Annotated in this window: 28 protein-coding genes; 16 read left to right on the top strand and 12 right to left on the bottom strand. The window is 63.5% G+C overall.

The features are described 5' to 3' along the window. Nucleotides 1–94: 94 nt before the first annotated feature. The 4 genes from ACVISU_RS06280 to ACVISU_RS06295 form a co-directional block, all read right to left on the bottom strand. The gene (locus tag ACVISU_RS06280; RefSeq protein ID WP_456706358.1) at nt 95–307 is read right to left on the bottom strand and encodes a hypothetical protein; all 213 of its coding nucleotides are present in this window, start codon (nt 305–307) and stop codon (nt 95–97) included. Between the two features lie 635 nt (nt 308–942). Beyond that, nucleotides 943–1,992, bottom strand: coding sequence for a hydroxyacid dehydrogenase (locus tag ACVISU_RS06285; protein ID WP_456706359.1), 1,050 nt, complete (start codon nt 1,990–1,992; stop codon nt 943–945). A 15-nt stretch (nt 1,993–2,007) separates the two neighbouring features. Then, nucleotides 2,008–2,904, bottom strand: coding sequence for an amidohydrolase family protein (locus ACVISU_RS06290; protein WP_456706360.1), 897 nt, complete (start codon nt 2,902–2,904; stop codon nt 2,008–2,010). A 4-nt stretch (nt 2,905–2,908) separates the two neighbouring features. Next, entirely contained in the window at nt 2,909–3,874 is a 966-nt protein-coding gene (locus ACVISU_RS06295) for a Bug family tripartite tricarboxylate transporter substrate binding protein (RefSeq protein WP_456706361.1), read from the bottom strand. A 181-nt stretch (nt 3,875–4,055) separates the two neighbouring features. On the opposite strand from ACVISU_RS06295, the gene ACVISU_RS06300 reads away from it, so the two are divergent. The 4 genes from ACVISU_RS06300 (at nt 4,056) to ACVISU_RS06315 (ending at nt 6,574) form a co-directional block, all read left to right on the top strand. Then, entirely contained in the window at nt 4,056–4,607 is a 552-nt protein-coding gene (locus ACVISU_RS06300; RefSeq protein WP_092079801.1) for a thiamine pyrophosphate-binding protein, read from the top strand. A gap of 8 nt (nt 4,608–4,615) precedes the next feature. Continuing rightward, on the top strand, nt 4,616–5,218 hold the full coding sequence (locus ACVISU_RS06305; protein ID WP_456706362.1) for a thiamine pyrophosphate-dependent enzyme: 603 nt from the start codon (nt 4,616–4,618) through the stop codon (nt 5,216–5,218). Nucleotides 5,219–5,360: 142 nt separating this feature from the next. Further along, nucleotides 5,361–6,038 (top strand): tetratricopeptide repeat protein, encoded by a 678-nt coding sequence (locus tag ACVISU_RS06310; RefSeq protein ID WP_456706363.1) that lies wholly within the window; start codon nt 5,361–5,363, stop codon nt 6,036–6,038. Next, a complete protein-coding gene (locus tag ACVISU_RS06315; protein WP_456706364.1) occupies nt 6,035–6,574 on the top strand; it encodes a tetratricopeptide repeat protein in 540 nt (179 codons plus the stop codon). The genes ACVISU_RS06310 and ACVISU_RS06315 overlap by 4 nt, the downstream gene beginning before the upstream one ends. A 104-nt stretch (nt 6,575–6,678) precedes the next feature. Here ACVISU_RS06315 and ACVISU_RS06320 read toward each other — a convergent pair whose 3' ends face one another. The 5 genes from ACVISU_RS06320 to ACVISU_RS06340 form a co-directional block, all read right to left on the bottom strand. Beyond that, nucleotides 6,679–7,740, bottom strand: a complete 1,062-nt coding sequence (locus ACVISU_RS06320) for a ketopantoate reductase family protein (RefSeq protein ID WP_050405088.1) — start codon at nt 7,738–7,740, stop codon at nt 6,679–6,681. 183 nt (nt 7,741–7,923) lie between these two features. After that, entirely contained in the window at nt 7,924–8,313 is a 390-nt protein-coding gene (locus ACVISU_RS06325) for a DUF1236 domain-containing protein (RefSeq protein ID WP_050405089.1), read from the bottom strand. Between the two features lie 209 nt (nt 8,314–8,522). After that, nucleotides 8,523–9,302 (bottom strand): NYN domain-containing protein, encoded by a 780-nt coding sequence (locus ACVISU_RS06330; protein WP_050405090.1) that lies wholly within the window; start codon nt 9,300–9,302, stop codon nt 8,523–8,525. Between the two features lie 149 nt (nt 9,303–9,451). Beyond that, nucleotides 9,452–9,859, bottom strand: coding sequence for a hypothetical protein (locus ACVISU_RS06335; protein ID WP_050405091.1), 408 nt, complete (start codon nt 9,857–9,859; stop codon nt 9,452–9,454). Nucleotides 9,860–10,045: 186 nt separating this feature from the next. Beyond that, complete coding sequence (locus ACVISU_RS06340; protein WP_050405092.1) at nt 10,046–12,175, bottom strand: acetate--CoA ligase family protein; 2,130 nt, start codon at nt 12,173–12,175, stop codon at nt 10,046–10,048. A 217-nt stretch (nt 12,176–12,392) separates the two neighbouring features. On the opposite strand from ACVISU_RS06340, the gene ACVISU_RS06345 reads away from it, so the two are divergent. From ACVISU_RS06345 to ACVISU_RS06370, 6 genes are all read left to right on the top strand, one after another. After that, nucleotides 12,393–13,088 carry a GntR family transcriptional regulator gene (locus tag ACVISU_RS06345; RefSeq protein ID WP_050387017.1) on the top strand — a complete coding sequence of 232 codons (696 nt, stop codon included), beginning with the start codon at nt 12,393–12,395 and terminating at the stop codon, nt 13,086–13,088. A 59-nt stretch (nt 13,089–13,147) separates the two neighbouring features. Next, on the top strand, nt 13,148–14,881 hold the full coding sequence (oxc, locus tag ACVISU_RS06350) for an oxalyl-CoA decarboxylase (RefSeq protein WP_456706365.1): 1,734 nt from the start codon (nt 13,148–13,150) through the stop codon (nt 14,879–14,881). A 62-nt stretch (nt 14,882–14,943) separates the two neighbouring features. Beyond that, nucleotides 14,944–16,221, top strand: a complete 1,278-nt coding sequence (gene frc / locus ACVISU_RS06355) for a formyl-CoA transferase (protein WP_456706366.1) — start codon at nt 14,944–14,946, stop codon at nt 16,219–16,221. Between the two features lie 247 nt (nt 16,222–16,468). Further along, on the top strand, nt 16,469–16,984 hold the full coding sequence (locus tag ACVISU_RS06360; RefSeq protein WP_456706367.1) for an inorganic diphosphatase: 516 nt from the start codon (nt 16,469–16,471) through the stop codon (nt 16,982–16,984). 214 nt (nt 16,985–17,198) lie between these two features. Further along, entirely contained in the window at nt 17,199–17,681 is a 483-nt protein-coding gene (locus ACVISU_RS06365) for a hypothetical protein (protein ID WP_157113225.1), read from the top strand. Nucleotides 17,682–18,019: 338 nt separating this feature from the next. After that, on the top strand, nt 18,020–19,165 hold the full coding sequence (locus ACVISU_RS06370; RefSeq protein ID WP_456710768.1) for an MFS transporter: 1,146 nt from the start codon (nt 18,020–18,022) through the stop codon (nt 19,163–19,165). A 129-nt stretch (nt 19,166–19,294) separates the two neighbouring features. On the opposite strand, the gene ACVISU_RS06375 is transcribed toward ACVISU_RS06370, so the two are convergent. After that, on the bottom strand, nt 19,295–19,534 hold the full coding sequence (locus tag ACVISU_RS06375) for a helix-turn-helix domain-containing protein (protein ID WP_050405125.1): 240 nt from the start codon (nt 19,532–19,534) through the stop codon (nt 19,295–19,297). An 11-nt stretch (nt 19,535–19,545) separates the two neighbouring features. Beyond that, entirely contained in the window at nt 19,546–20,103 is a 558-nt protein-coding gene (locus ACVISU_RS06380; RefSeq protein ID WP_172803489.1) for a DUF2975 domain-containing protein, read from the bottom strand. A gap of 133 nt (nt 20,104–20,236) precedes the next feature. On the opposite strand from ACVISU_RS06380, the gene ACVISU_RS06385 reads away from it, so the two are divergent. The 5 genes from ACVISU_RS06385 to ACVISU_RS06405 all read left to right on the top strand — a co-directional run bounded on the left by ACVISU_RS06385 (nt 20,237) and on the right by ACVISU_RS06405 (nt 25,117). Then, complete coding sequence (locus tag ACVISU_RS06385) at nt 20,237–20,743, top strand: DUF2147 domain-containing protein (RefSeq protein WP_456706368.1); 507 nt, start codon at nt 20,237–20,239, stop codon at nt 20,741–20,743. 417 nt (nt 20,744–21,160) lie between these two features. Next, on the top strand, nt 21,161–21,313 hold the full coding sequence (locus ACVISU_RS06390) for a hypothetical protein (protein ID WP_172803490.1): 153 nt from the start codon (nt 21,161–21,163) through the stop codon (nt 21,311–21,313). 241 nt (nt 21,314–21,554) lie between these two features. Continuing rightward, a complete protein-coding gene (gene oxlT / locus ACVISU_RS06395) occupies nt 21,555–22,850 on the top strand; it encodes an oxalate/formate MFS antiporter (protein WP_456706369.1) in 1,296 nt (431 codons plus the stop codon). A gap of 236 nt (nt 22,851–23,086) precedes the next feature. Continuing rightward, the gene (gene oxlT / locus ACVISU_RS06400) at nt 23,087–24,403 is read left to right on the top strand and encodes an oxalate/formate MFS antiporter (RefSeq protein ID WP_456706370.1); all 1,317 of its coding nucleotides are present in this window, start codon (nt 23,087–23,089) and stop codon (nt 24,401–24,403) included. A gap of 279 nt (nt 24,404–24,682) precedes the next feature. Continuing rightward, the gene (locus tag ACVISU_RS06405) at nt 24,683–25,117 is read left to right on the top strand and encodes a CBS domain-containing protein (RefSeq protein ID WP_016846946.1); all 435 of its coding nucleotides are present in this window, start codon (nt 24,683–24,685) and stop codon (nt 25,115–25,117) included. Nucleotides 25,118–25,137: 20 nt separating this feature from the next. Here the strand turns inward: ACVISU_RS06405 and ACVISU_RS06410 are convergent, their stop codons facing one another. Continuing rightward, nucleotides 25,138–25,266: a hypothetical protein gene (locus tag ACVISU_RS06410; RefSeq protein WP_456706371.1), complete on the bottom strand. Its 129-nt coding sequence runs from the start codon at nt 25,264–25,266 to the stop codon at nt 25,138–25,140. A 96-nt stretch (nt 25,267–25,362) separates the two neighbouring features. On the opposite strand from ACVISU_RS06410, the gene ACVISU_RS06415 reads away from it, so the two are divergent. Continuing rightward, nucleotides 25,363–26,358, top strand: coding sequence for an NAD(P)H-dependent flavin oxidoreductase (locus ACVISU_RS06415; RefSeq protein WP_050405098.1), 996 nt, complete (start codon nt 25,363–25,365; stop codon nt 26,356–26,358). Nucleotides 26,359–26,391: the final 33 nt, after the last annotated feature.

Raw genomic sequence — 26,391 nt, forward strand, 5'->3', positions numbered from 1 at the left:
TTCGTCGCTATTGCTCCTCGCAATGACGACACGGCACATGGGGTCGCAGGCCAAGGCCCACGAGCAGAGGTCGGACCCGCACGGCCTGTCTGGTTCAAGCATGCAAATCGGCCGCTTCGATCCGGATGCGGTCGGCATGCAACGACCAGTCGCACAACGATTGTTCCTGGCAGAATTTGACCTTGGCCATCTCGGTCGCCTGACCTTCGCTCGTGGCGTCGATCTCAAGCGCGCCCTGGCAGACCTCGCGCTGGCGGCCATTGCCGCCAAGCACGTCCTTCATGAACTGAACGACGAAGCGTGACATGGAACCCTCCCTGCTGCACCGGCAGAGCCTGGGGGTACCACGCTAGCACTAACGCGAAATGGGAGTGAGTTAATTCGGAAGGGCGCGTGCGAATGTTCGCAGCGGGGAAACTACGCGCCGGCCTGAGGCAGGCTGGCGGCCGCGATCGCGACGATCTGCGCGAGGCGACGGCCGATCTTGGCGGGCGCGTTGCGGAGCAATAACTGGACCTGTCGCATGACACATCTTCCTTCCGTGCCCGGAATGGTCGGGCACATCGGGAAGATGGCGATATCGGGCTAAGCCGTCGATATCTCAGGGAAAATAACAACGGACGCGTTGCCGGCCGGTGCTTGGGCAGCGGGTTTGTTGCCTTGATCGCGGCTACGACGAAGGAGATTTTCTCCGGTGTTTTTGCGCGCCCACAGCGTTGGGTATGGCCGTGGCGGACGTCCCGGCCGTACAGTTCCCTTCGCCTGTACGGTATCTCCCGCCGTAAGGCCCGGGCGCTTGCGCGATTTCTGAATATTGGAAATGTACCCCTGAGTTGCCCGACGCGTCAAGTTACCTGGTCGGCCCGTCGGCTACTGTGCATGGGGTTGTTTTCGATATTTGGCCGCGCGCGGGCACGGCCCGCGCAATGGGGCAGCCTGCCCCTACCCCGGCATGAACCCGAACGCCTTCTCGAACCGCCTCGCGTAGATCGGCCAGACCTCGGGGTTGATGATGCGTGGCGGGCGCTTGCCGTCGAGCGCGTCGAGGATCTGTTCGGCGGCGATCCGGCCCATGTTGATGCGCGCCTCGCGGGTGACGCCGGCGGTGTGCGGGCTCGCCAGCACATTGTCGAACTGCAGCAGCGGATGATCCGGCGGCGGAGGCTCCTTGGCCCAGACGTCGAGGCCTGCGCCGGCGATGCGCTTCTCTCGCAATGCCTCTTCCAATGCCTTCTCGTCATGGATGAAGCCGCGCGCGGTGGTGACGAAATAGGCGTGCGGCTGCATCAGCGCGAATTCGCGCGCACCGATCATGCCGCGGCTCTTGCTGTCCAGCGGACAGGAGATCGAGACGAAGTCCGCGCGGCGCAGGAGGTCGTCGAGCTCGACCTTCTCTCCGCCCCGCTTCGTCATCTCCTCAGCGGTAAGATACGGATCGTAGGCGATCACCTTCATGTGCAAGAGGCCCCTGCACAGCTCGGCGATGCGGCGGCCGACATTGCCGAGACCGACGATGCCGACGGTCTTCTCGTTCAGCTCGTTGCCTATCAGGTCGTTGCGGTTGACGTTGGCCTCGCGCCGCAGCCGGCGGTCGGACTGGATGATGCGCTTCGACAGCGTCAGCATCATGCCGAGCGCGTGCTCGGCGACTGAGTTGGCGTTGCCGCCGGACTGATTGACGACCAGCACGCCGGCCTTCGTGCAGGCATCGACGTCGACTGGATCGAAGCCGGCGCCGTTCGACGACACGATCAACAGGTTCGGCGCGCGCGTCAGCAGCTCGGCATGGGCATGGAAGTGCGGCGCCAGCTCGTCGCGCGCCGCACCGATTTGATAGGCATGCGCATCGGCCAGAACAGGAGCGAATTGCGCCTCCGGTGTCTCGTTCTCCAGACGGTCGAGCCGGACATCCGGCCGCTTCTTCAGGATATCGACGTAGATCTCGTGGGCGAGGTATTTGACGTAGAACACGCGCTTGTTGTTGACGGTCATGTCGTGCAGCAGCTTTCAGTTTGGGAAGCCATAGAGTCGTGCGGGATTGTCGACGAGGATGCGGTGCCGGGTCGCGGCATCCAGCGTCCATTGCTGGAACAGCGTCAAAAGATGGCCGGCGTCGGGCATCTCGCCCTCGACGCGCGGATGCGGCCAGTCGCCGCCCCACACCAGCCGTTCAGGATTGGCTGATACCAGCGCCTCGTGGAACGGCCGCGCATCCGGATAATCCGGCGCTTGCCGGCTCAGGCGGTGCGCCCCCGAGAGCTTGGCCCAGCACCAGCCCTCGCCGACTGCCCGCAGCAGGCTCTGAAAGCCCGCGGTATGGATGCCGGCGGCCGCATCGGTGCGGCCCATGTGATCGACCACGACCGGCAGGCCCAGTGCCTTCAGCGTCGGGATCGTGTCGGGCAGATCCTTGACGTCGATCCAGAGCTGCAGATGCCAGCCGAGCTCCGCCATCACGTCCGCATGCGTCTCGGCAACACCGAGCGGAATACCGCCGCGATAGTGCAATTGCCCGCCGCGGAAGAAATGGTTGAAGCGCAAGCCGCGGACGCCGAGCACATGCCATTGCCGCAACGTGCCCGCCGCAACATCGGCATCGGCTACTCCGACGCCGCGCAGCCGCGCCGGCTCGCGCTGCAACGCGTCCAGCATCGCCGAATTGTCATGGCCATGCGCGCTGCCCTGCACTAGCACGCCGCGGGTAAAACCGAGTGCATCGAGCATGCCGAGATAGCTCGCGAGCGGTGCGTCGGGCGGCGTGTAGCTGCGATCGGCGGCATAGGGGAAGCGGTCGGCCGGGCCAAACACATGCGCATGGGTATCGCACGCCTTCGGCGGCAGCTTCTCTCGCGGCGGCGTCACCGGACGCGGCGGCAGCCAGGCGGGGATTTCGGACGCAGCCATCGGCTTACTCCGCCTTCATGCCGGCGGCCTTGATGATCGGCCCCCATTTGTCGTAGTCGGCCTTGATCTTGGCCGCGAATTGGTCCGGCGTCGAGCCGATCGCGATCGCACCGAGCTTGCCGAGACGCTCCTTCACCGCTTCGGTGTTCACCGCCGCGACGAAATCATGCGAGATTTTCGCGACGAGATCGGCGGGCATGTTGCCGGGTCCGAGCAGGCCCCACCACACCTCGGTGTCGTAACCCGGCACAGTCTCCGACATGCTGGGCACATCGGGCAGGAACGGCGCGCGCGAGCCCGTCGTCACCGCCAGCGCGCGCACCGTGCCGGCCTGCAACTGTCCGACCGATTCCGGCCCGTTGTTGAACGACATCGGAATCTGGCCACCGAGCAGATCGTTGATCGCGGGCGCGCCGCCCTTGTAGGGGATCGCCCTGAGTTCGATCTTGACGAGACTGTTCAGCAGTTCGCCGGCCAGATGGGTCGAGGTGCCGTTGCCGGCATGGGCGAACGACAGGCTGCCCGGTTTGGCCTTCGCAGCAGCGATGACGTCGCCGACCGACTTGAACGGGGAGTCCGCGCGGACCAGCAGCACGTTGGGCGACGATGCCAACAGCGAGATCGGCGAAAAATCCTTGAACGTATCGTAGGGCAATTTTGGATAGAGGAACGGATTGGTGGCATGGCCGCTCGCCACCATGATCAGATTGTAGCCGTCAGACGCGGAGCCCGCGATCGCCTGCGAGGCGATCACGCCGCCGGCGCCGGGCCGGTTCTCCACCACGATCGACTGCGTCCAGCTCTTCGACACGGCTTCGGCGAGCGTCCGCGTCAGCACGTCGACTCCGCCGCCGGGCGGATAGGGAACAAGAATATGAACGGCCTTTGCCGGGTACGGCTGCGCGGACGCGGCGCCGGCCATCATCATAGCCGCTGCCGCAATGGCGGTCCGCCAGACCCATCCGGCCATCGACGCCTCCCGTCCCGTTCCGTCCCTTGATCGTTACCGCCTGTATCGCACGCCGATCCGGCGCTGCGATGGCCGAATTGCGCAGATCGCGATGCCGCCGCGGCATGTTGACAATCGCCGGCACCACGTCAAGTTTTGGATCGCAAGCGATCATCAGCGTCGCGCGACAAGGGAGAGCAGGATGGCGGCCGCGGAACAAGCCTCGTCCCAGAAGACGGCGACCACCTGGCACGGCATCGTGCTGCAGACGCTGAAGCGGAACGAGATCAAGCTGGTGCCTTACGTGCCCGACCGGGTGCTGACCACACTGATCAAGGACCTGCACGCCGATCCCTATTTCACGACGTTTCCGACCGCGCGCGAGGAAGAAGCCGTCGGCATCGTCTCCGGCGCCTGGATGGCCGGCACGCGCGGCGCGGTGCTGATGCAGACATCGGGCTTTGCCACGCTCGCCAACGTGCTGGCCTCGCTCGCGGTGCCCTACCAGATCCCGCTGATCATGTTCGTCTCCGAGCGCGGCACGCTCGGCGAGTTCAATTACGGCCAGGCGCTGGTCTGCCGCACCATGCGCCCGGTGCTGGATTCGCTGGCGATGGAACATCACACCGTCACCCGGCTCGACGAGCTCGAATTCATCGCCGACCGCTCGATCAAACAGGCCGTCACCACCCAGGCGCCGGTGGCGCTGATCCTCTCGCCGCTGCTGACCGGCGGCAAGACCTTCGACAAGTGAGATCAGCCATGACCAGCACACGCGCACGCAATACCAAGGTGATGAACCGGTTCGATCTCACCCAGCGCCTTGTCGCCGGGCTGAAGGACGAGGCCGTGATCGGCGGCATCGGCAACACCAACTTCGATCTTTGGGCCGCCGGCCACCGGCCAGAGAATTTCTACATGCTGGGCAGCATGGGGCTGGCGTTCCCGATCGCGCTCGGCGTCGCGCTGGCGCAGCCGAAGCGGCGCGTGTTCGCGCTCGAAGGCGACGGCTCGCTGTTGATGCAGCTCGGCTGTCTCTCGACCATCGCGACCCTGGCGCCGAAGAATCTCACCATGGTGGTGATGGACAACGGCATCTACCAGATCACCGGCAGCCAGCCGACGCCTGCGGCTGTTCATACCGACATCGTCGCGGTCGCGCTCGCCAGCGGGATCGCGAACAGCTCCTGGGCCGCCGACGAGGACGATTTCGAGCGGCTGATCGAGCAGTCGAAACAGGCCGCAGGCCCGACCCTGATCGGCGTTCGCATCGACGACAAGCCCGGCACCGGCACCACCCGCCGCGACCCCGTGCAGATCCGCGAACGGTTCATGCATGGGATGGGGGTTCGGCAGCTGCTGTAGCTAAGGCAAAGCCCCGGCGGCCCATCCGCTAACCCGCAATGTCAGGCATGCAGCAGAACGCCGCACCCATGTCACCGGTTGCTCACTTGCGTGACGACAACGTGTGCTAGCGTCGAGTCGGCACGGTAAGCGAAGCGGCGGAATGCGGTTGTCTCACAATTTCAGGATCCTTGCAGTCTCGGCCGAGACGCGGTTTCGACACTCACAGTATCGCCGTTTGCAGAGCCGGTCGATCTTCTGGCAACTGACTTTCGTTACGCTGACGCTGATCTGCTGGGGAGAAGCCGCCACGCTGGCGGCGACCGAGCAACGACCGTCAGCGCCGATCGGCTCGGCCTGCCGACACAACGTTCCGTCGACCGAGATCGATCCAACATCTAGAACGCCCAACAGCGCGGCTCTGCCGCTCGCGATGGCTGCAGGCTCGGCGAGGGCCTTAGGCGCGCGTGAACATGCCATTGAGCTTTGGAGCCGCGCTATGGAGCTCGACCCGGACAACCTTGCTCTCCGGATTAACCGCGCCGCGGCCTATGCGAGTGATCACAAGCTGGACAACGCCCTCAAGGATTATGATCGCGCGACAGCATTGGCTCCCGGCTCCTCGATTGTCTTCCTTGTCCGCGCTGAGATCCTGATGCGAATGACCGACTATGATCGCGCCATCGCGGATACCAGCAAGTCCATCAAGCTCACTCCCAGTAACGCCCGCGCATACCTGGTCCGTGGCCTGGCACATATGAGCAAACGCGATACCGCAGCGCCATCTCGGATTTGGATCAATCGGTCAAGCTGGATCCCGGATGCTCAACCGGATACATGATCAGAGCGCGAACCTTCGATCTCAGCGGCGATCGTAGCCACGCCGACGCTGACTATGACAAGGCGCTTCAACTCGAATTCAGTCCCACCGATGCGATGGCCTTCTCGCGTCGAGCCGACGCCTATGCCGGCAAACGAGACTACAAGCGCGCCGAGGACGATCTCGGTCTTGCTTTGACGCTTGAGCCGCGCAACGTAGAAATGTTGCGCAAGCGCTGCGAATTCCGGGCCCTTCGGGGCGCGTTCGACGGTGCGCTGGCCGACTGCGACGAAGCATCGCGAATTCGGCCTCAGGACCCCAACATTCTGGAGTCTCGCGGCCTTGTTTATCTTAAGAAAGGAGCGCCGGATCAGGCCATCGAAGCCTATGACGCGGCTGTGCGGCTCGATGCAAGGCAGCCGACCTCGCTCTACGGTCGCGCGATGGCCAAACGGGAAAAGGGAGATGTTGCAGGCAGCGAGGCCGACATCGCAGCCGCGCTGGCCATCAAGCTGAGCGTGGCAGACTACATGGCGACCATTTACGGCATCAAATAATCGAGCGTGCTGTCAACGACGTGCGCCGACCCAATCTGCTGCACCGGACGACGAGCCGTGGTCGAAATGCTGACATGGCCGACCGGTCGCAGCACATGCGCCGCTCAATTCAACCGCAACTCCGTGATGTGCCGCGGATCAGGCTTGAGTTCGCCGCGTTCGACGCGCTTGACGATGTCGGTCAGCGCGGCGTTGGCATTGCAAGCGATGCCGAGCTTCTCGCCCTCGCGCACCACAAGGCCGTTGAGGAATTCGATCTCGGTGCGGCGGCCCTTCTGGATGTCCTGGCCCATCGAGGGGCGCTGTGCCGATGAGGTGCGCTTGCTATCCTTGAAGCGTTGCTCGTCACAGGCGCGCATTGCGGCCTCGTCCCCCTCGCCCGCGCGTGCGATGGTCTCGGGCGGCAGGTGCAGGATCTCTTCCAGCTGATAGCCGTGCGCCTGGCCGACCCGGATCGCCTCGCTGCCAAGCCGCGTCGAGAAGCGGCGCAACGGCTCGCTTTGCAGCACCTCGCCGCCTGGGAGGCCCGTGCAGGCCGACAGCCCGTTGCCCATCACGTTGGCGACGAGCTTGGACCAGCGTTCGCCCCAGAGGTTCGAGGTCACCTTGGCGCTGTCGGAGAAGCCGACCAGGCGGCAAACTTCCTCGGCCCGCGCGGTGATGCGGCCATGCACCTCGCCGGCGCGGAACACGGTGTGGGCTGCGCCGCCCTTGCCGGCGCCGCGGTGGATGTGGCCGGGCTCGGGCAGGTTGACGGTGATGCTGCTGGCGATGCAGCCGAGCGTCTTGCCCCAGCCGACAATGCCGGCGATCGTCTCCTCGTTCATGCAGTTCTGCAGCGAGACGACGTAACCGTCCGGCGCCAGATATTGCCGGATCAGCATCGTCGCCCAAGCGGTGTCGTAGGACTTCATGCAGACAAAGGCGATGTCGACCGGCTCTTCCTTCGCCAGTTGCTGCGCGTCGGTGACGTGGAGCGCACGCACCGGCACCGAGAACTCGGCAACATCCATCGCGTGCGTCACGCGGAGGCCGTGCTTGCGCATGTGCTCGACATGCTCGGGCCAGGGATCGATGAAGGTGACGTCCTCACCCGCCTGCACCATATGCGCACCGGCATAGCCGCCGACCGCACCCGCGCCGACGATCGCGATCTTCCGACCCATGCTTCCGTCCCCTGCCCTCGACCGAGGCGGGCGCTGGCTGCGTCCGCCCATTGCCCAGCAGTCTAGGGGATCGGGCCGCGAGGCCAACCGGCCACCTCATGAAAAAAGCGTGCCCTTGCCATGCGAAAATCCCCGCAGGCGGCGAGCCCGCGAGGATCTTCGCACTCTGAAATATCGACGCGATCAGTCGATGATCTTGACGACGCGGCGGGTGCGCGGCTCCACGATCACGCGGCGATCATTGACGACCGCGTAGCGATATTCGCTGTAGCGCGGCACCGGGCGCAGCACGACCGTGTCGGGCAACGGCTCGCCGACCACGACGCGCTCACGCACCACCACCGAGGGTTCGTCGCGCGGGATCGACGTGATCACCGCATTGGGAATCTCGAGGCCGGCGCCGACCGCAGCACCAACCGTGCCGCCGACGATCTCGCCAACCGGGCCCGCGATCTCGCCACCGGTCCGCGCACCGTTCGCGGCGCCCGCTGCAGTCGTGGACTGTGCGAAGGCCGAACCGGACGCGAGCAGCGACGCAGCGGCGACAAGGGAAACGGCAAAACGCTTGTTCATGATGTTATCCTCCTCCGAGTGATGAGACGCCCCTTCAACATCGCAGGGAACGAGACGTTCCAGTTCCGGCACGGCAACTTGGGCGTAAATTCCAGTTCCGCCGCAACTCGCTTTTGTTCCAATGCAAATGAAATGCCGCTCCGGATCAGGTCCGAAGCGGCATTCATCGTTGGTTCAGATTCAAGGGTGGTTCAGCCGCTGCGCGCGGTTCATTCCGGCGGTTTTTGATCAGCGCGTCGCCTTGGCGTTCGCCGTCTCGGCGGCGGTGCGGCCACCTGCTTGATGCGGATTCGCGTCGTCCCGCCCTTGGACTCGATCTCGAACGCATTGGTCCTGCGCACCAGCTCGCTCAGGGTGCGGAAGCCATACGTCCGCTGATCGAAATCGGACGCAAGATTGGCCAGCTGCCGCCCGACTTCGCCAAGCGTCACCCAGCCGTCCTCGCTGGCCATTTGGCCGATCACCTTCTTGAGGATCGGCGTCGCGGCATCGGGGGGCTGCAACGGCTGGGCACGCACGGCTGCGTCCTGATTGCTGGTCGCGCCGCCGCGCAAATTCTCGGTGTAGACGAACCTGCGGCAGGCCTGCCGAAAACTCTCCGGCGTCTTCTGCTCGCCGAATCCGAACACGTCGATGCCGTGCTCGCGGATGCGGGCGGCAAGCCGGGTAAAATCGCTGTCCGACGAGACCAGGCAGAAGCCGTCGAACCGGCCACTGTGCAGCAGGTCCATGGCGTCGATCACCAGGGTGATGTCGGATGCGTTCTTGCCAGTCGTATAGGCGAATTGCTGCTGCGGGATGATGGCGTGCTTGGACAGGATGTCGGCCCAGCCCTTGGACCTCGGATTGGAGAAGTCGCCATAGATGCGGCGTACGCTGGCCTCGCCGATCTTGGCGATCTCCTCGAACAGCCCGTCGGCGATCCTTGCTGATGCATTGTCGGCGTCGATCAGGACCGCCAGACGGGGCGAACGGAGTTCGGAAGGCATGGTGTCTCTCTGCCGGGATACGATGGATCACGATTCCGCTGACGGCTCCGGAACCGGCGCGGCCGTCGCATCGGAGCACATCGCGCGTCCCAGGCATAGGGTCGCTGGCATCGCCGGGAGTTTCGCGGCGAATGCACCCTTGGATGTGATCAAATCACCTCGCCCAAATCGATCGCCCGCTTGGCGAACTCGATGGCCTTCTCGGCGGTGATCGCATCCGCTGTCGTCGTCGCCTCGTCGCGCACCGACGGCGGAGAAGCGATCCGGATCTTCTTGCCGTTCGACCGGCGGATCGTCGCACGCCAGCGATCGACATCACGCCGGTAGGCATCGATGACAAAATCCCGGTAGGTGACGCCGCTCATCAGCGGCTGAAGGGACGCCGCTTCAAAGCCGGCCGGCCGGCTTGCGACATCGCGCACCATCTCGACAATCATCTCGACGGCATGCTCGCGCGCAGCACCCGTCGCGTCCCTCAGCAGATAGCTCACCGCCGCGCCGATCTGCGCCCTCGCGCGATCGTCGCTCGCAAAATCCGAATCGACCTGAACTGACATGATGGGGAAAACGCCTCCTCCCGACCCAATAGCGGATACCGCCCGGCATCCGGCACGCCGCAACCACGCAACCTTTAGTCGGCTCCCCATTAAGGCCGGATTATCGGACAGGCCCCGATTTCTCGGATGCCGTTAACCGGGCCTTGATGCCGCTTCGAAGATGTCCGAAGCGGCATCGAACGTCGATCAGAGCAATCCCGCGCCGCGCGCCCATTTGTACTTGGCGCCCAGCACCTCGACCGGCAGCTCGGTCGAATAGGCATAGGCCGGAATGCCGTTCTGGTAGAGATATTCGGCGGCCTCCTCGACCTCGACGTCGCCGGCGAGCGAGGCGACGATCGGCTTCACGAAGCCCTTGGCCTCCATCTCCTTCTTCACCTCGACCATGTTGCGCGCGAACACCATCGGCGGCGTCACGATGGTGTGCCAGTAGCCGAGGATCAGCGCGTGGATGCGCTCATCGGACAGACCGAGCTTCACGGTGTTGACATAGGTGATCGGCGGCTCGCCGCCGGTGATATCCACAGGATTTCCGGCTGCGCCGAACGGCGGGATGAATTTGCGGAACGCCGCATCGAGGTCCGGCGGCATCTGCATCAACGACAGGCCGTTGTCGACGACGGAGTCCGAGAGCAGCACGCCGGAACCGCCCGCGCCGGTGATGATCAGGACATTCTCGCCCTTCGGCGTCGGCAGCACCGGCACGCCGCGGGCGAATTCGAGCAGCTGCCGGAGCGAGCGCGCGCGGATCACGCCGGACTGCTTGAACACGTCCTCGTAGATCTTGTCGTTGCCGGCGAGCGCGCCGGTGTGCGACGACGCCGCCTTGGCGCCCGCCGACGTACGACCTGCCTTGAGCACGACCACCGGCTTCTTCTTGGAGACGCGCTTGGCGGCCTCCGCGAAGGCACGGCCGTCCTTCAGATCTTCGCAGTGCTGCGCGATCAAATTGGTGTTGGGGTCCTGCTCGAAGAAGGCGAGCAGATCGTCCTCGTCGATGTCGGACTTGTTGCCGAGGCCGACGATCGCCGACACGCCCATCTTGGCCGAGCGCGAAAAGCCGATGATCGCCATGCCGATGCCGCCCGACTGCGACGACAGGGCGGCGTGGCCCTTGACGTCATAGGCGGTGCAGAACGTGGCGCAGAGATTGGCCGGTGTATAGTAGAAGCCGTAGATGTTCGGCCCCATCAGGCGGATGTTGTACTTCTTGCCGACCTCGACGATCTCGGCCTGCAATTCGGGCGCCCCGGCTTCGGCGAAGCCGGAGGGAATCAGCACCGCACCGGGGATTTTCTTCTCGCCGCACTCGACGAGCGCGCCGGCGACGAACTTCGCCGGGATCGCGAACACCGCGGTGTCGATCACGCCGGGCACGTCCTTGACGCTCTTGTAGGCCTTGTAGCCGAGAATCTCCGCGGCCTTGGGGTGGATCGGATAGATCTCGCCCTTGTAGCCGCCGTTGATGAGGTTCTTCATCACGGAGTTGCCGATCTTGCCGTCCTCGGCCGAGGCGCCGATCACCGCAACGCCCTTCGGCTGCATGATGCGGTTCATCGCCGCGACGATCTCTTCGGTCGGACGCGGCGCCGGGCGCGGCTTGTAGTCGAAGTCGACGACGATGCGGACGTCGGCGGCGATCGCGTTCTTGCTGGTGGCGAATACCGGATTGAGGTCGAGCTCGACGATCTCGGGGAAATCGCTGACCAGCTGCGACACCTTGACGATGACGTCGGCGAGCGCCTCGCGATTGACCGGCTCGCCGCCGCGCACGCCCTTCAGCATCTCATGCGCCTGGATGCCGTCGAGCATCGACAGCGCATCGTCCTTGGTCGCGGGCGCGAGACGGAAGGTGATGTCCTTGAGGATTTCGACCAGCACACCGCCGAGGCCGAAGGCGACCAGCTTGCCGAACGAGCCGTCGGTGATCGACCCGACGATCACCTCGGTGCCGCCGCCCAGCATCTGCTGGACCTGGATGCCCTCGATCTTGGCATCGGCCTTGTACTTCCTGGCGTTGGCCAGAATGGTTTCGTAGCTCTTCTCGGCGTCCGCGGCGCTCTTGACGCCGACCACCACGCCGCCGGCCTCGGTCTTATGGAGGATGTCGGGCGAGACGATCTTCATCACGACCGGGAAGCCCATGTCGGAGGCGATCCGCGCGGCCTCGGCGGCCGACTTGGCAACGCCCTCCTTCGGCACCGGGATGCCGTAGGCGTCGCAGACCACCTTGCCTTCGGGCGCGGTGAGGCTCGTGCGCTTGTCGGCCCTGACCGCGTCGAGAATTTTGCGGACCGCATCCTTCGAATTTGACATTGGCTTCCTCCTGGGACAGATTTCGTGGCATTTGGTATGCCAAAAACGTAATTGTCAAGGTCGGCCGATGGCTAAAAATACCGAAAAATATGGGTAGCTTGACATTCTGGTATTTGGCATGCCAAAAATCTAAGGTAATTTCTTCTGCTAAGAAGACGTCTCCAAGAGGAGGAGACGAGTCGTGCCAGAACCGAAACAGACCAAGGCGTCGCCCATCATGGCTGACACAGATATCGCCATCGTCCGGATCGCCCCGGAGACGAGCTTCAAGAACAAGGCCTATGAGGCCTTGAAGGAAGCGATTCTGAAGATGGACATCTACGCGACGCCGGAGCCCGTGATGCTCGACGAGCGCGCATTGTCCGAGCGCCTCGGTGTCAGCCGCACGCCGATCCGCGAAGCGATCGCGATGCTCGAGCAGGACGGCTTCGTGAAGACCGTGCCGCGCCGCGGCATCGTCGTGGTCCGCCGCACCAAGGCGGAGATCGTCGACATGATCCGCGCCTGGGCGGCGCTGGAGAGCATGGCGGCGCGCCTGATCACGACCACCGCGCGCAAGAAGGACATCTCGGCGCTGCGCGACTTCTTCAAGGACTTCAGCGACGACCGCCTGCCGCAGGATCACGTCGAGGAATATTCCAAGGCCAACATCGCCTTCCACCAGGCGCTGATCTCGCTGTCGGAATCGCCTGTTCTGGTCGACCTCACCAACGACCTGCTGCTGCATGTGCGCGGCTATCGCCAGCTCACGATCGGCCGCAAGGACCGCACCGCGACTTCGTTGCCCGAGCATCTCGGGATCATCGAGGCGCTGGAGGCGCGCGACACCGAGCTCGCCGAAAAGCGCGCGCGCGATCACACGCTCGGCCTTGCCGCCTATGTCGAGGCGCATGGCCAGGAACTGTTCACTTAACCACCCGCTTCAGACGACAACAGATCGTCCGAACAAGAACGATCAGGGAGACGATGCCGATGCTGAATACCGCTACGAAGTCCGAGGCACCGGGCACCGAGCAAGAGCTGACTGATGGCTTCCACCTCGTCATCGACGCGCTCAAGCTCAACGGCATCGACACCGTCTACGGTGTGCCGGGTATCCCGATCACGGATCTGGGCCGCATGGCCCAGGCGGCGGGCATTCGCGTGCTCTCGTTCCGCCACGAGCAGAATGCCGGCTATGCCGCTTCGATCGCAGGCTTCCTGACCAAGCGTCCCGGCGTTTGCCTCACGGTTTCGGCACCCGGCTTCCTCAACGGCCTCACTGCGCTGGCGCATGCCACCACCAACTGCTTCCCGATGATCCTGATCTCGGGCTCGTCCGAGCGCGAGATCGTCGACCTGCAGCAGGGCGACTATGAGGAGATGGACCAGCTCGCGATCGCCAAGCCGCTCTGCAAGGCGGCGTTCCGCGTGCTGCACGCCCAGGACATCGGCATCGGCCTTGCGCGCGCGATCCGCGCCGCGGTGTCGGGCCGTCCGGGCGGCGTCTATCTCGATCTGCCGGCCAAGCTGTTCGGCCAGGTCATGGACGCGGCGGCCGGCCAGAAATCGCTGGTCAAGGTGATCGACGCGGCGCCGGAGCAGATCCCTGCCCCGTCATCCGTCAAGCGCGCGCTTGATGTCCTGAAGAACGCAAAGCGTCCGCTGATCATCCTCGGCAAGGGCGCGGCTTATGCGCAGGCCGACGAGGCGATCAAGAATTTCGTCGAGAAGAGCGGCGTGCCGTTCCTGCCGATGAGCATGGCCAAGGGCCTGTTGCCCGATCTGCATCCGCAATGCGCGGGTGCTGCGCGCTCGACGGTGCTGAAGGAAGCCGACGTCGTGATGCTGATCGGCGCCCGCCTCAACTGGCTGCTGTCGCACGGCAAGGGCAAGACCTGGGGTGAAGCTCCCAAGAAATTCATCCAGGTCGACATCGAGCCGAAGGAGATGGATTCCAACGTCGAGATCGTGGCCCCCGTGGTCGGCGATATCGGCTCCTGCGTGTCCGCGTTCCTCGACGCCATGGGCACGAACTGGTCGGCCGCGCCGAGCGATTGGCTCGCGACCGTCGCCAAGAAGCGCGACGACAACGTCGCCAAGATGGCGCCGAAGCTGATGAGCAATGCGTCGCCGATGGATTATCACGGGGCGCTCGGCGCGCTGCGCACGATCATCGCCGAACGTCCTGACACCATCTTCGTCAACGAAGGCGCCAACACGCTCGATCTCGCCCGCGGCGTCGTCGACATGCACAAGCCGCGCAAGCGGCTCGACGTCGGCACCTGGGGCGTGATGGGCATCGGCATGGGCTACTCGATCGCGGCTGCGGTCGAGACCGGCCTGCCCGTGCTCGCAGTCGAAGGCGACAGCGCGTTCGGCTTCTCGGGCATGGAGGTCGAGACCATCTGCCGCTACAAGCTGCCGATCTGCGTCGTGATCTTCAACAATGACGGCATCTATCGCGGCACCGACGTCAACAGCGCCGGCGACGATCCGGCGACTACCGTGTTCGTCAAGGGCTCGCGCTACGACAAGATGATGGAAGCCTTCGGCGGCGTCGGCGTCAACGCCACCTCGCCGGACGAGCTGAAGCGCGCGGTCAATGCGGCGCTGGATTCCGGCAAGCCGACCTTGATCAACGCGGTGATCGATCCGGCAGCGGGCTCGGAGAGCGGCCGCATCGGCAACCTCAATCCTCAGAGCGTTCTGCAGAAGAAGAAGTAACCCCCTAATCCCCATCACTCCCTGCGGGTGCAGGGGCAGACCAGAGTACGGAGCAAAATATTATGACCAAGGCGCTCAAGGGCGTTCGCATTCTCGATTTCACCCACGTCCAGTCGGGTCCGACCTGCACGCAACTGCTGGCCTGGTTCGGCGCCGACGTGATCAAGGTCGAGCGTCCCGGCGTCGGCGACATCACCCGTGGCCAGTTGCAGGACATCCCGAACGTGGACAGCCTGTATTTCACCATGCTGAACCACAACAAGCGCTCGATCACGCTCGACACCAAGAATCCGAAGGGCAAGGAAGTGTTGACCGCGCTGATCAAGCAGTGCGACGTGCTGGTCGAGAATTTCGGCCCCGGTGTGCTCGATCGCATGGGCTTTCCCTGGGAGAAGATCCACGCCATCAACCCGAAGATGATCGTCGCCTCGATCAAGGGTTTCGGCCCTGGCCCGTATGAGGATTGCAAGGTCTACGAGAACGTTGCGCAGTGCACCGGCGGCGCCGCCTCGACCACCGGCTTCCGCGACGGCCTGCCGCTGGTCACCGGCGCGCAGATCGGCGACAGCGGCACCGGCTTGCACCTCGCGCTCGGCATCGTCACCGCGCTTTACCAGCGCACCCATTCGGGCAAGGGCCAGCGCGTCACCGCGGCGATGCAGGACGGCGTGCTCAACCTCGCCCGCGTCAAGCTGCGCGACCAGCAGCGCCTCGCCCACGGCCCGCTCAAGGAATACAGCCAGTTCGGCGAAGGCATTCCGTTCGGCGATGCCGTGCCGCGCGCCGGCAACGATTCCGGCGGCGGCCAGCCCGGCCGCATCCTGAAGTGCAAGGGCTGGGAAACCGACCCGAACGCCTACATCTACTTCATCACCCAGGCCCCGGTCTGGGAGAAGATCTGCGACGTGATCGGCGAGCCGACCTGGAAGACCGATCCCAACTACGCCAAGCCGGCGGCCCGCCTGCCGCGGCTGAACGAGATCTTCGCCCGCATCGAGCAGTGGACGATGACCAAGACCAAGTTCGAGGCGATGGAGATCCTCAACAAGGACGACATCCCCTGCGGCCCGATCCTGTCGATGAAGGAGCTCGCCGAAGACCAGTCGCTGCGCGCGACCGGCACCGTGGTCGAGGTCGATCACCCGACCCGCGGCAAGTATCTCTCGGTCGGCAACCCGATCAAGCTGTCGGATTCGCCGAGCGAGGTCGCCCGCTCGCCGCTGCTCGGCGAACACACCGACGAGATCCTGCGCGAGGTGCTCGGCTTCAGCGATCACCAGGTCGCCGAGATCCACGACTCCGGCGCGCTCGATCCGCCGCGCAAGCAGGCGGCCGAGTAAGGGCAGCCCTCAAGCAACACCATGAATGGCCGCGGGCAACCGCGGCCATTTTTCGTTTACTTGAAGGAAACGCCGCGGGGATCGGACACCAATATCGCCGTCGGCTGCAGACATCGATGAAATGGACGGCCCCGTCCGCGAGGGGCCGGAAGCCCGATCTATAGTCCCGCTTGGAGTTGGAACATTCCCAATAACATCCGGGTTCTAAAGACACCAAGCGAAGAAACCGCTGCGAGCGCGAAGGACGATGACCAATCTTTTCAAGCTGCCGACTTGGGCCGACAAAGGGCACATCCACGCCGTCGTCGAGACCCCTCGCGGGAGTTGCTGCAAATTGGAGTTCGATGGCAAGCTGCGCGCATTCATACTCTCAAAGCCCTTGATGACCGGACTGGCCTATCCCTACGACTGGGGGTTCATTCCTTCGACAAAGGCAGAGGACGGAGACCCCCTGGATGTGCTGATGATCCACGATGCCGCAACGTATCCCGGCACGGTGCTTCGCTGTAGGCCCATCGGTATTCTCGAAGTCGTGCAGGTCACCGGGCGCAAGAGGAAGAGAAACGACCGGATTTTCGCAGTCCCCGGACGCTCGCCGTTTGTTGGTAACTTGCCGGACATCCGTAGCCTTCCAGCGAGAGCCATTGTCGAACTGGAGAAGTTCTTCACCGCGACGGATGCACTCAAAAAAAAAGAGCTCGAGTTTCTCGGATGGTACGGGCCAGGTCGTGCGATGAAGGCGATAAATCGATCTCGTTGTTAGGCATTTTCAACACTCGTACGATGGCATGGCACGTGTACGCTCGGAGGCTGTCTCTAAGAGGGCATAATCAACCGACGCGACAGCCGGCCGAGGGACGGCGCTGGCGCGTTGCAACAATTGCCCCCCTCATAAACGTCTGATCACTGTGCTACCCTTCACTGTCCCGCTTCCGTGGGACAGATATTTTGCATCCATTTTTCAGGAGGGGAGTGCTATGCGAACTTACGTATTACCCCTATTGATCGCCACCTTTATGCCGTCCGCGTTTGCGGCCGAAGTGCCGAAGGAGGGCAACTACGACTACACCGCGTGCTGGTCCGGCACGAACAACATGATCACCTTTTCCAAGACGCACACCGCAGCAAGCTACGAAATGACGGGCGAGATCCGCAGCACGACTCCGGGCGGCATGTTTGACAAGCATACCTTCCGCTGCGTTGGCATGAATGCTTCGCTCGACGGCAAGAACACCGGCTCCACGGTGTGCGAGGCCGTTGATGCAGATGGCGACAAGCGCTTGTCGTACTTTACTCTTGGCAGCGACGGCAAGATCACCCGAGAGAATGTCGTCGGCACGGGAAAATACGAAGGCATGGTTGCAAGCGGCACGGTCCAGCCGCTCGGACCCTTTCCGGTTATCAAGGCCGGAACGTTCCAGGACTGCAATCACCAAATCGGCACCTATAAGCTGAAGTAAGACACCAGCTCCGAATGCCGCCGTTGCAGCATTGACAAGGCCGCCGGTGCTCCCGGCGGCCTTGCGCCTTGCTAGCACTTTCGTCCCTTGTCACCCGAATGCTAACGTGCGCGAACGAGATGGCGCCGGGGTCCACCGATGCTCACTGACGCTGAGCCGATGGCTCCCGCCAAGGTGAGCTGGCAACCCATGCCGCAGCAGGAATTCCGGTCAGCCCGCCGCTGGCGGGTTCTCTTTTGCCCAGCGAGGAGACCCAGGTGACGGCCGAGCCCAACCCCAACTTATCCTCTCAACCGGCACGGATCCCTGCGGGAGTCTGGGCGCTGGGTTTCGTGTCGATGCTGATGGACGTCTCGTCGGAGATGATCCACGCGCTACTGCCGGTCTATCTCGTCACGGTGCTCGGCACCTCGATGGTGACGGTCGGCTTCATCGAAGGCATCGCCGAAGCGACCGCTTCCATCACAAAAATATTCTCGGGTGCGTTGTCGGACTGGCTTGGCAAGCGCAAGCTGCTGGCGGCGATCGGCTACGGAATTGCCGCCTTCACCAAGCCGGTGTTTCCGCTGGCGCCGACCGTCGGCTGGCTGATTGCCGCCCGTTTCGTCGACCGTGTCGGCAAGGGCATACGTGGGGCGCCGCGCGACGCGCTCGTCGCCGATATCGCACCCGCCGAATTGCGCGGTGCGAGCTTTGGGCTTCGGCAATCCCTCGATACCGTGGGCGCCTTCGTCGGCCCCCTGCTCGCCATCGTCCTGATGTGGATCAGCGCCGATAATTTCCGCGCGGTGTTCTGGCTTGCGGTGATTCCCGCCGTCCTCTCGCTCGCCCTGATCGTGTTTGCCGTCGAAGAGCCGAAGCGCCCCATCGACGATGACGGGACCAAAAATCCCTTGAGCTTCACCGCTGTGAAGCAACTCGGAAAATCCTACTGGCGCGTGGTCGGGATTGGCGTCGTCTTCACGCTCGCCCGCTTCAGCGAGGCGTTCCTGATCCTGCGCGCGCAAAACGTCGGACTTGGCGCGATGTGGGTCCCCGCGGTTCTGGTATTGATGAACATCGTCTATGCACTATCGGCCTATCCGGCGGGCGAGCTGTCCGACCGGATCAACCGCACCGACCTGCTTGCCCTCGGGCTCGTATGCCTTGCTGCCGCCGATCTGACGCTGGCCACCCTTGCAAATCTCGGCGGACTGGCGCTCGGCGTAGTCCTTTGGGGCCTGCACATGGGACTGACGCAAGGCCTGTTCGCAACGCTGATCGCTGACAGCTCTCCCGTCTCGCTGCGTGGCACCGCCTACGGGTATTTCAACCTGTTGACCGGCGTCGCGATGCTTGGCTCAAGCGTCGTCGCAGGCGCACTGTGGGATGCACTTGGGCCCGCGGCCACGTTCCTTAGCGGTCTTGCCTTTGCCCTGCTGTCGCTCGCCGGACTGCTTGTCATTGAGACGAAGGTCAGGCAGGCGAGCAATCAGGATCTTTGAGGAGAGGTCAGACGAACTTGCACCCGTCTCGCCGCGTGCGTCTCAACCCTCGAGGCCACGCTTCCACAGCGGCGGCTGGTCGTCTGCGCAATGCGTTGGGCAAGTTCGGTGGCTTTTGGCTGCGGCCGATCAACCGCCCTCGCCGCCATCGGCCTCGCCTTCATCCCCCGGCACGTATTCCAGAATATCCCCCGGCCGGCAGTCCAGCTCGCGACAGATCGCCGATAGCGTCGAGAAGCGCATCGCTTTCGCCTTGCCGGTCTTCAGGATCGACAGGTTCTGGATCGAGATGCCGATCGCGTCCGCGAGATCTCCGAGGCGGCGCTTGCGCTTGGCGAGCATGACATCGAGGTTCACCACGATGGGCACAAGCATTCACCTCAGATCGTCAGGTCGTTTTCGGACTGCAGCAGGATGGCGTGCTCGAGCACGAATTTCAGCGCCATCAGGAAGATCCCGCCTGCGAAATTGCCGACGTCGACGCTGTAGCTCGGCAGGAAGAATTTGACGTCGCCGATCCGATACAGGGCATAGGCTACTACGTTGGTCGTGATCGTATCCACAAACGGCCAGACCACCAGGAAGATCCCCATCCACCAGACACCTTGCAGCGTTTCGGACACGAAGATCCGCCCATTGGCGAATCGGTTCACCATGCGATGAAGGATGCCGATCAACACCGCGTAAAACGATACCCCAAGCGCGAACAGCGACCAGAACAGCAGCTGGCCCATGGTCGACATGGTGAGCGGGTTGGCGACGATGCTGGCGCATTTCGCCTGCTCGCCGATGAGGCTTTCGGCAATCGTGGCCGAGGCCGTGATGGTGCGGTAATAGGCCAGCCACAGCACCACCAGCAACGCGGCCCAGATCACCCAGAACGCCCGATCGAGCCGGCGAAACCAAAGCTGGCGCTGCTCGCGAACCGATATCCCCATCGCACCCATCCGAAATTTTTTTGCCAAACAGCCCATTACAGCCGGGTAGCATCATGCCTTGGTAATGTTGTTGACTCAACCTTAAACGTGATTTATTTCATGTTTATCATGAAATTTTTCATGAAGAAGGTGGATGATGACTGCAATCCCAGACCAAAACGGCCTCACCAAGGCCTTGAAGCAATTGATCCACGCCCATCTCGCCCGCCGCCTGATCGTGGCCGCGTTCCACATTCCGCTGCTCGGCAGCGCCGCCGATGCCGCCAAAGCCAACGACAAGGCCAACGATCCGGCCGGCGTCTGGCTGACCCAGTCCGGTGATGCCAAGATCAAAGTCCAGCGCTGCGGCAGCGCGCTGTGCGGCCGCGTCGTCTGGCTGAAGGAGCCGACCGACAAGGCCACCGGCAAGCCGCAGCGCGACGACAAGAATGCCGATCCCGCGCAACGGACCCGGCCGGTGATGGGCATCTCGCTGTTCATCAACATGCAGCCCGCAGGCCCGAACAAATGGGCCGGCCGGATCTACAACGCCGATGACGGCATGACCTATGAGAGCTCGGTGACGCTGGTGTCGTCGGGCACGCTGAACGTTCGCGGCTGCATGGGAACGCTATGCGCGGGCGAAGACTGGACGCGGTGAAGGGATCTGGCCCCGACCCTTCATCGGCCAAGAAGAAAAGCAAACCCAGTCACTCAAGGCCGCCGCCGCATTCGGCGGCCTTTCTTTTTTGCGGCGACGCCGACGCGAAGTCCAACGAACTTGCCCAACGTGCGGGCCGCAGACCAGCGTTGGCATCGCCTACGTCGGCCGGTACGCCGACCGGGTGCAGGTTCACTCGGTAAAGGCCAGTTTCAGCTGGAGATTCTGACCCACAGGTCCTGTGGCTTCCGCCTCCCTTTGCTCTGGTCTGGGATGCCAAGCGACGCGCCCTGTTGCATTGCACCATTTGGAATGCTGCTATGCAAACACTCCCGTTGTATCTGGCATCTGGTATACATAGTTTGACCCCAGATAGTGAGCCGGCCCATTACTGGCCTCCAGCGAAAGGGGACACCAATGTCCAAGACTACTGCCATCAAGACCACCGCCATCGCGCTCGCGCCCTCCTCCACCCTGTTCGGCCGCCTGCTGGCTTCGATCGATCGCCTCTTGATGAAGAGCGCGGAGATCTCGAACCGCAACGGCGACCTGCCGCGCTTCGGCCTCTGAGCCGGAACGATTCATCGGGGTGCGCATCGCGACATGCGACCTGGCATTCAACCTTCGACCAATGGTCCCGATTTTCGGGGCCATTTTTTTGCGCGCTGAATTACTCTCGCGATGACCGCCTGAGTCCTCTGCGGCATATTCGCACGCGACCTCCGCGACAGCTTGAACCTTGGCATATCAAATACCAAGATGACCGAGCCGCGCCACAAGCAGAATGACAAAGCGCGCACTGGGAGGATCAATGTCGGACATGGTTCAGGCAACTGCGGCCCCCGCGGCCGCGCGTGTCAGCGATACGTATCGCTGGACGCAACTTGCGATCGGCGTCGCCGCGATGGTGATGATCGCAAACTATCAATACGGGTGGACGTTCTTCGTCCCCGACATCCAGAAGAAGTTTGGATGGGATCGCGCATCGATCCAGTGGGCCTTTACGCTGTTTGTGCTGTTCGAGACCTGGCTGGTCCCGGTCGAAGGCTGGTTCGTCGATAAATACGGTCCGCGCCTCGTCGTGCTAATCGGCGGCATTCTCTGCGCGATCGGGTGGGCGATCAACGCGCAGGCGACCTCGCTGAACGGCTACTATCTCGGCATGATCATCGCCGGCATCGGCGCCGGCGGCGTCTACGGCACCTGCGTCGGCAACGCGCTGAAATGGTTTCCCGACAAGCGCGGGCTTGCGGCGGGCATCACGGCGGCCGGCTTCGGCGCGGGCTCCGCACTGACGGTGGCGCCGATCCAGGCCATGATCAAGGACTCCGGCTTCCAGACCACCTTCCTCTATTTCGGCCTCGGCCAGGGCATCATCATCGTGTTGCTCGCCTTCTTCCTGCTCGCGCCGAAGGCCGGCCAGGTGCCGGCGGTCGTGGCGAATGCCAACATCATCCAGACCCGGCGCAACTATCAGCCGACCGAAGTGCTGCGGCAGCCGATCTTCTGGCTGATGTACTTCATGTTCGTGATCGTGGGCGCCGGCGGCCTGATGGTGACGGCGAACCTGAAGCCGATCGCGGTCGACTGGAAGGTCGACAGCGTGCCGGTCACGCTGATGGCGGTGACGATGACGGCCGTGACCTTCGCGGCCACCATCGACCGCGTGCTCAACGGTCTGACGCGTCCGTTCTTCGGCTGGATCTCCGACATGATCGGCCGCGAGAACACGATGTTCATCGCCTTCGGTATGGAAGGCTTCGGCATCTGGATGCTCTACCTCTGGGGCCACGACCCGGTGTGGTTCGTGCTGCTGTCGGGCTTCGTGTTCTTTGCCTGGGGCGAGATCTATTCGCTGTTTCCCTCGACCTGCACCGACACGTTCGGCGCCAAGTTCGCGACCACCAATGCGGGCCTGCTCTACACCGCGAAGGGCACCGCGGCGCTGCTGGTGCCGATCGCCAACTACATGCAGCAGTCCTCGGGCCATTGGGACAACGTGTTCATCATCGCAGCCGGCGCCAACATCCTTGCCTCGCTGCTCGCGATCGCCGTGCTGAAACCGTGGCGGAAAATCGTGGTCGAGAAATCGGCGGCGCTGGCTTAGGCAACCGCGCCCTTCAACTGACGAAAGCGCCCGGCCGACGCCGGGCGTTTTCATTTTCCGGCATCCCGTCGTCGCCCGATCAGCCCAAAGCATGCCAGTTTTGCTGCGGCGCAGTAGAAAGATGGGCTTGCTTTCTGGGATATAGTATACCAACCTCCCGCCAGCGATTGCGACGATACGCCACAAGAATTGCGACACTGGGTCACAAGAAGACCAGGCGCGCTCGGGAGGATTTGATGGTTTCCAGCAATGCTGCCGCAACACAAGCACAACCCTCGTCCAGTGGCTTCCGCTGGCTTCAGCTCGTGATGGGCATCGTCTGCATGGCGATGATCGCGAACCTGCAATATGGCTGGACGCTGTTCGTCGATCCGATCGACGGCGCGCATCATTGGGGCCGCGCGGCGATCCAGTTCGCCTTCACGATCTTCGTGGTGACCGAGACCTGGCTGGTGCCGGTCGAAGCGTGGTTCGTCGACAAATATGGCCCGCGGATCGTCATCATGTTCGGCGGCGCCATGATCGCGCTGTCCTGGGTGCTGAACTCCTACGCCGATTCACTCTCCCTGCTCTACGCCGCGGCCGTCATCGGCGGCATCGGTGCCGGCTCGGTGTACGGCACCTGCGTCGGCAATGCGCTGAAATGGTTTCCCGATCGCCGGGGCCTTGCCGCCGGCGCAACCGCCGCAGGCTTCGGCGCCGGCGCGGCGCTGACCGTGGCGCCGATCGCCAACATGATCGCCTCGAGCGGCTATCAGACCGCGTTCTTCGATTTCGGCATCGGGCAAGGCCTGATCGTGTTCCTGCTCGCCTTCTTCATCCAGAAGCCTGCGGTCACGATCCCGCCGAAGAAGAAGCAGCTCAATCTGCCGCAGACCAAGATCGACTTCACGCCGCCGCAGGTGCTGCGCAGCCCGATCTTCTGGGTGATGTATCTGGTGTTCGTGATGGTCGCCTCCGGCGGCCTGATGGCGGCGGCGCAGATCGCGCCGATCGCGCACGACTACAAGATCGCCACCACGCCGGTCTCGCTCGCCGGCTTCCAAATGGCCGCGCTGACCTTTGCGATCTCGCTCGACCGCATCTTCGACGGGTTCGGACGGCCGTTCTTCGGCTGGGTCTCCGACAATATCGGCCGCGAGCACACCATGTTCATCGCGTTCGGCACCGGCGCGCTGATGCTGCTGACGCTGTCGACCTGGGGCCACAACCCGCTGGTGTTCGTGCTGGCGACTGCGGTCTATTTCGGCGTGTTCGGCGAGATCTACTCGTTGTTCCCGGCGACCTCCGGCGACACATTCGGCTCGAAGTTCGCGACCACCAACAACGGCATGCTCTACACCGCGAAGGGCACCGCAGCGCTCCTGGTGCCGGGTGCCAGCATCGTGGCCGCCAGCTATGGCTGGCAGGCGGTGTTCGTGATCGCGGTTGCGCTCAATGCCACCGCGGCGCTGATGGCACTGTTCGTGATCAAGCCGATGCGCCGCGCCTTCATCAACGGCAACGAGGCGGCCGCAGCAGCCGAGACTGCGACGAACGCCAAGACAGCGTGAGATGCCAGCCTGATTTGACTGCCTGATTTCGGGACTTCCCGCTGAACGATGGAGGCGCACTTTGGTGCGCCTCTTCTTTTGTCGGACGGAGGGATGCCAGATACCAGAAACACCCAGAGAGCCGAATGGCCTACCCGCTCACACCGGGTCACAATCGTCTGAAACGTCAGCGTCTCTGCTATTTCGGCGATTTCCCAGTGGTAAATTCCTCTGACGGCGGCGTTGACAATTGGCATTTTGTATACCAAAGTCCTGTCAACGATAACCAAGGAGGTTGCCATGCAAGTCGGAGATATCCTGCGCAAGAAAACCCCTCGCGTTGCCACGGTGCGCATGAACGAGACGGTAGCGATCGCCGCGCAACTGATGCGCGCCAGCAATATCAGCGCGCTGGTGGTCAAGGATGTCGTTCGCACCGAGGGCAACACCGCCGTCGGCATGTTCACCGAGCGCGACGTGGTGCGCGCGATCGCCGAGCACGGCGCGGCCGGCGCCGGCATGAAGGTCTCGCAGTTCGTCTCGGTGCAGCAGCTGGTGTCGTGCACCTCGAGCGACACGCTCGAGCACATCCGTCATCTCATGACCAAGCACCACATTCGCCATGTGCCCGTGATCGACAATTACAGCCTGATCGGCGTCGTCAGCATGCGCGACATCGCGGCGGCCTTCGACGAGGAGACCGCCGCGTCGAAGAAGGACGCCGTGCCGGCGTAGCAAGCATCTCCGTTGTCGTATTACCAGTCGGGCGCGGCGTGTTCGATCAGCAGCGCCCGAACAAGGTCACGAAAGACCCCGCCCGCCCTCGCCTGACCGCCGCGGCCCGCCATTTCCGCATAGGCGCGCCGCAGGTCGTCGGTAGACATTTGCCGGACCGGACTGCATCCTTCCCTCGACATCCAATAACAACACCGTGCGCGGCCATCCGCGTCACGGAAAATTTCGATGGAAACGAGGGCAGAATGATCAAGACACGCTTCACCGAAATGTTCGGCGTCGACCACCCGATCGTGCAGGGCGGCATGCAATGGGTCGGGCGCGCGGAACTGGTCGCCGCCGTCGCCAATGCCGGCGCGCTCGGCATGATCACCGCGTTGACGCAGCCGACGCCGGACGATCTGCGCAAGGAGATCGCGCGCTGCCGCGAGCTGACCGACAAGCCGTTCGGCGTGAACCTGACCATCCTGCCCGCGATCAAGCCGCCGCCTTACGCCGAGTATCGCCAGGCCATCATCGAGAGCGGCATCAAGATCGTCGAGACCGCCGGCAACAAACCGCAGGAGCATGTCGACGAGTTCAAGAAGCACGGCGTCAAGGTGCTGCACAAATGCACCAGCGTCCGTCACGCGCTGTCCGCCGAGCGGATGGGCGCCGACGCGATCTCGATCGACGGTTTTGAATGCGCCGGCCATCCCGGCGAGGACGACACCCCCGGCCTGATCCTGATCCCCGCCGCCGCCGACAAGGTGAAGATCCCGATGATCGCCTCGGGCGGCTTCGGCGACGCCCGCGGCCTCGTCGCAGCGCTGGCGCTCGGCGCCGAGGGCATCAACATGGGCACCCGCTTCATGTGCACCAAGGAGAGCCCGATCCATCAGCTCGTGAAGGAGCGCATCGTCGCCAATGACGAGCGCGAGACCGAGTTGATCTTCCGCACCATGCGCAACACCTCGCGCGTCGCCAAGAATGCGATCTCGACCAAGGTCGTGCAAATGGAGAAAGAAGGCGCCAAGTTCGAGGACGTTCGCGAACTGGTCGCCGGCGCCCGCGGCAAGATGGTCTACGCCACTGGCGACGCCGACGAAGGCATCTGGTCGGCCGGCCAGGTGCAGGGCCTGATCCACGACATCCCGTCCTGCGCCGAACTGATCTCGCGCATCGTGAGCGAGGCAGAAGCGATCATCCGCGAACGGCTCGAGGCAATGATGTCCGGCGCCAAACGTCGGGCAGCTGAATAGACCTCCACTGGTGATCCGTCACCCTGAGGAACG

Source organism: Bradyrhizobium sp. USDA 4452 (assembly GCF_054063575.1).